This window comes from Herbiconiux moechotypicola (assembly GCF_024979255.1).
Lineage (GTDB): Bacteria > Actinomycetota > Actinomycetes > Actinomycetales > Microbacteriaceae > Herbiconiux > Herbiconiux moechotypicola.
On record NZ_JANLCN010000025.1, the window covers coordinates 1 to 5694 of the forward strand.

Here is a 5694-nt window from a genome sequence, read left to right on the forward strand (position 1 = left end):
AAAGAAGTCCGGCGGTGTCCTACTCTCCCACAAGGTCCCCCTTGCAGTACCATCGGCGCTGAGAGTCTTAGCTTCCGGGTTCGGAATGTGACCGGGCGTTTCCCTCTCGCTATGGCCGCCGAAACACTATTGATGTATAGGTTTCAAACAGATCCACGCGCATGCTGTCGCATGGGTGGTGTTTGGGTTCTCGACCGTACATCGAGAACCACTCAGTAGACGCGAGCATCAGGCCCCACAAACCCGCCTTTATGAATCAAAAGGTTTGTGAGTGGTGATTATCAAGTTATCGGCTTATTAGTACAGGTCAGCTGCACGAGTCTTTCGTCCTCGCTTCCACATCCTGCCTATCAACCCAGTGGTCTAGCTGGGAGCCTCTCCCCCGAAGGGATGGAAATCTCATCTCAAGGCCGGCTTCCCGCTTAGATGCTTTCAGCGGTTATCCATCCCGAACGTAGCTAATCAGCGGTGCTCCTGGCGGAACAACTGACACACCAGAGGTTCGTCCAACCCGGTCCTCTCGTACTAGGGTCAGATCCTTTCAAATTTCCTACGCGCGCAGCGGATAGGGACCGAACTGTCTCACGACGTTCTAAACCCAGCTCGCGTACCGCTTTAATGGGCGAACAGCCCAACCCTTGGGACCTACTCCAGCCCCAGGATGCGACGAGCCGACATCGAGGTGCCAAACCATGCCGTCGATATGGACTCTTGGGCAAGATCAGCCTGTTATCCCCGAGGTACCTTTTATCCGTTGAGCGACAGCGCTTCCACAAGCCACTGCCGGATCACTAGTCCCGACTTTCGTCCCTGCTCGACTTGTCAGTCTCACAGTCAAGCTCCCTTGTGCACTTACACTCGCCATCTGATTGCCAACCAGATTGAGGGAACCTTTGGGCGCCTCCGTTACTCTTTAGGAGGCAACCGCCCCAGTTAAACTACCCACCAGGCACTGTCCCAGAACCCGATCAGGGTTCGTAGTTAGATATCCAGAGTGACCAGAGTGGTATTTCAACAATGACTCCACCTGAACTAGCGTCCAAGCTTCACCGTCTCCCACCTATCCTACACAAGCCACACCGAACACCAATACCAAGCTGTAGTAAAGGTCACGGGGTCTTTCCGTCCTGCTGCGCGTAACGAGCATCTTTACTCGTAGTGCAATTTCGCCGAGTTCGCGGTTGAGACAGCTGGGAAGTCGTTACGCCATTCGTGCAGGTCGGAACTTACCCGACAAGGAATTTCGCTACCTTAGGATGGTTATAGTTACCACCGCCGTTTACTGGGGCTTAAATTCTCAGCTTCGCCTTACGACTAACCGTTCCTCTTAACCTTCCAGCACCGGGCAGGCGTCAGTCCGTATACATCGTCTTGCGACTTGGCACGGACCTGTGTTTTTAGTAAACAGTCGCTTCCCACTGGTCTCTGCGGCCATCCACGCTCCAGGAGTGAATCCCTTCACGCTTCAGGCCCCCCTTCTCCCGAAGTTACGGGGGCATTTTGCCGAGTTCCTTAACCACGATTCTCTCGATCTCCTTGGTATTCTCTACCTGACCACCTGAGTCGGTTTGGGGTACGGGTGGCTGGAACCTCGCGTCGATGCTTTTCTCGGCAGCAGAGGATCACTGATTTCGTCCGTGAGGACTACCCATCGGGTCTCAGCCTTCTGTGAGAGACGGATTTGCCTATCTCTCGGCCTACACCCTTAGACCGGGACAACCATCGCCCGGCTCAGCTACCTTCCTGCGTCACACCTGTTAATACGCTCACCGCACCAGACGGGTTCGAGCGTTAGACCGGACCGCATCACCCCGAAGGGATCCGTCAGTCCGGGTTAGGACTCTTAGCACTACTGGATTGGCGTGGGCGGTTCTTCGCCAGTACGGGAATATCAACCCGTTGTCCATCGACTACGCCTGTCGGCCTCGCCTTAGGTCCCGACTTACCCAGGGCGGATTAACCTGGCCCTGGAACCCTTGGTCTTTCGGAGGACGGGTTTCTCACCCGTCTTTCGCTACTCATGCCTGCATTCTCACTCGTGTGGCCTCCACGGCTGGTTTCCACCGCCGCTTCACTGCCCACACGACGCTCTCCTACCCATCCACACGACTGGACCACGAAGGCCTATCACTTGTGCGAATGCCACGAATTCGGTGGCGTGCTTGAGCCCCGTTACATTGTCGGCGCGGAATCACTTGACCAGTGAGCTATTACGCACTCTTTCAAGGGTGGCTGCTTCTAAGCCAACCTCCTGGTTGTCTGTGCAACTCCACATCCTTTCCCACTTAGCACGCGCTTAGGGACCTTATTCGGTGGTCTGGGTTGTTTCCCTCTCGACGATGAAGCTTATCCCCCACCGTCTCACTGCTGCGCTCTCACTTACCGGCATTCGGAGTTTGGCTAACGTCAGTAACCTTTTGGGGCCCATCGGCTATCCAGTAGCTCTACCTCCGGCAAGAAACACGCAACGCTGCACCTAAATGCATTTCGGAGAGAACCAGCTATCACGAAGTTTGATTGGCCTTTCACCCCTATCCACAGCTCATCCCCTCCATTTTCAACTGAAGTGGGTTCGGTCCTCCACGACGTCTTACCGTCGCTTCAACCTGGCCATGGATAGATCACTTCGCTTCGGGTCTAGAACCAGCGACTCAAACGCCCTCTTAAGACTCGCTTTCGCTACGGCTACCCCACACGGGTTAACCTCGCCACTGATCACTAACTCGCAGGCTCATTCTTCAAAAGGCACGCTGTCACACCAACAAAGGGTGCTCCAACGGTTTGTAAGCAAACGGTTTCAGGTACTATTTCACTCCCCTCCCGGGGTACTTTTCACCTTTCCCTCACGGTACTTGTCCGCTATCGGTCATCTGGGAGTATTTAGGCTTATCAGGTGGTCCTGACAGATTCACACGGGATTTCTCGGGCCCCGTGCTACTTGGGATACTCTTCACGCCATTGCACCATTTCGGCTACGGGGCTGGCACCCTCTATGACTGGCCTTTCAAAACCATTCGCCTATAGTGCGCTGTAACGATCGCTGTACGGCAGTAACAGCAGAAAAGTCCCACAACCCCGACCATGCAACGCCTGCCGGCTATCACACATGACCGGTTTAGCCTCATCCGGTTTCGCTCGCCACTACTCACGGAATCACTGTTGTTTTCTCTTCCTGTGGGTACTGAGATGTTTCACTTCCCCACGTTCCCTCTACCCGCCCTATATATTCAGGCGGGAGTCACCGGGTCACCCAAAGGGCCCGGCGGGGTTTCCCCATTCGGAAATCCTCGGATCGAAGCTCTCTTATCAGCTCCCCGAGGCTTATCGCAGATTGATACGTCCTTCTTCGGCTCCAGATGCCAAGGCATCCACCGTTTGCTCTTAGAAACTTGAAATCACATGAGTTTGAATCGATTCTTCGTTTTCAGAAAAATTGACCAATGATCTACACAACCCCGAAGGGTTGTTGTTGATCTTGTGATCCAACACCAAAAGTGTTGAATCTAAGATGCTCGCGTCCACTGTGTAGTTCTCAAAGTACGGGCGGTACCCCCCGCGATTCCCTGACGGAAACCAACGAAGGGCCCAGAGGTTCGTCCACCCACCCCGAAGGATGAGGATCCGGTCCCTCAGGACCCAACAGCGTGCCTGTGCAACCACCCTCACCACCCACCCGTTCCAAACCCGAAGGTCGTACTCAAGCCGGCAGCGATTCCTGCTACACCATCGTCAATGTTCCACCCATGAGCTCCATCAGAGGACATTCGCCTCTGCATGGCTCTGGACAACACGAGGTTGCCAGTGCTCCTTAGAAAGGAGGTGATCCAGCCGCACCTTCCGGTACGGCTACCTTGTTACGACTTAGTCCTAATCACCGATCCCACCTTCGACGGCTCCCTCCACAAAGGGTTAGGCCACCGGCTTCGGGTGTTACCGACTTTCATGACTTGACGGGCGGTGTGTACAAGGCCCGGGAACGTATTCACCGCAGCGTTGCTGATCTGCGATTACTAGCGACTCCGACTTCATGAGGTCGAGTTGCAGACCTCAATCCGAACTGAGACCGGCTTTTTGGGATTCGCTCCACCTTACGGTATCGCCGCCCTTTGTACCGGCCATTGTAGCATGCGTGAAGCCCAAGACATAAGGGGCATGATGATTTGACGTCATCCCCACCTTCCTCCGAGTTGACCCCGGCAGTCTCCTATGAGTTCCCACCATCACGTGCTGGCAACATAGAACGAGGGTTGCGCTCGTTGCGGGACTTAACCCAACATCTCACGACACGAGCTGACGACAACCATGCACCACCTGTTCACGAGTGTCCAAAGAGTTGACCATTTCTGGCCCGTTCTCGTGTATGTCAAGCCTTGGTAAGGTTCTTCGCGTTGCATCGAATTAATCCGCATGCTCCGCCGCTTGTGCGGGCCCCCGTCAATTCCTTTGAGTTTTAGCCTTGCGGCCGTACTCCCCAGGCGGGGAACTTAATGCGTTAGCTGCGACACGGAGACCGTGGAATGGCCCCCACATCTAGTTCCCAACGTTTACGGCGTGGACTACCAGGGTATCTAATCCTGTTCGCTCCCCACGCTTTCGCTCCTCAGCGTCAGTTACGGCCCAGAGATCTGCCTTCGCCATCGGTGTTCCTCCTGATATCTGCGCATTCCACCGCTACACCAGGAATTCCAATCTCCCCTACCGCACTCTAGTCTGCCCGTACCCACTGCAGGCTGGAGGTTGAGCCTCCAGTTTTCACAGCAGACGCGACAAACCGCCTACGAGCTCTTTACGCCCAATAATTCCGGACAACGCTTGCACCCTACGTATTACCGCGGCTGCTGGCACGTAGTTAGCCGGTGCTTTTTCTGCAGGTACCGTCACTTTCGCTTCTTCCCTACTAAAAGAGGTTTACAACCCGAAGGCCGTCATCCCCCACGCGGCGTTGCTGCATCAGGCTTGCGCCCATTGTGCAATATTCCCCACTGCTGCCTCCCGTAGGAGTCTGGGCCGTGTCTCAGTCCCAGTGTGGCCGGTCACCCTCTCAGGCCGGCTACCCGTCGTCGCCTTGGTGAGCCATTACCTCACCAACAAGCTGATAGGCCGCGAGTCCATCCTTGACCAAAAAATCTTTCCACCCCCAGAAGATGCCTCCGAAGGTCGTATCCAGTATTAGACGTCGTTTCCAACGCTTATCCCAGAGTCAAGGGCAGGTTACTCACGTGTTACTCACCCGTTCGCCACTGATCCACAGAGCAAGCTCTGCTTCACCGTTCGACTTGCATGTGTTAAGCACGCCGCCAGCGTTCGTCCTGAGCCAGGATCAAACTCTCCATAAAAGAAAAAAACAGGCCACCCGGAAAAAGAGCAGCACTGCGAGTTCAATCCCAACCAAAACAAGACATTACTGACTTGTCCGATCGATCAAAATAATTCCAAAGGAATCCCAACCAGGCCTAAACCTGGACGGGGTAATTGGCATTTGACAATGTGCACGCTGTTGAGTTCTCAAGGATCGGATGCTCCAGCCCCGTCTCGAAACCAGTTCAAGATCAGCTGCTGGGCAACTTCACCACCTTACCATCTCGAACCGCCTGGATCAAAACGACCCAGCCTCGAAAAGGAAGGAGATTATGTGTGGCCACCGACGTGAGGCCGGGAAGCTCTTCCGCTTTCCCGCACCTGTGGGGTGACGAG

General features: G+C 54.8%; 3 rRNA genes. All 3 read right to left on the reverse strand.

What is annotated here, in order from left to right:
• Nucleotides 1-6: 6 nt before the first annotated feature.
• A 5S ribosomal RNA gene (gene rrf / locus N1031_RS20315) occupies nt 7-123 on the reverse strand.
• Between the two features lie 154 nt (nt 124-277).
• Nucleotides 278-3395: ribosomal RNA gene (locus tag N1031_RS20320) — 23S ribosomal RNA — on the reverse strand.
• Between the two features lie 417 nt (nt 3396-3812).
• A 16S ribosomal RNA gene (locus N1031_RS20325) occupies nt 3813-5336 on the reverse strand.
• Together the 16S, 23S and 5S rRNA genes form the textbook arrangement of a ribosomal RNA operon.
• Nucleotides 5337-5694: the final 358 nt, after the last annotated feature.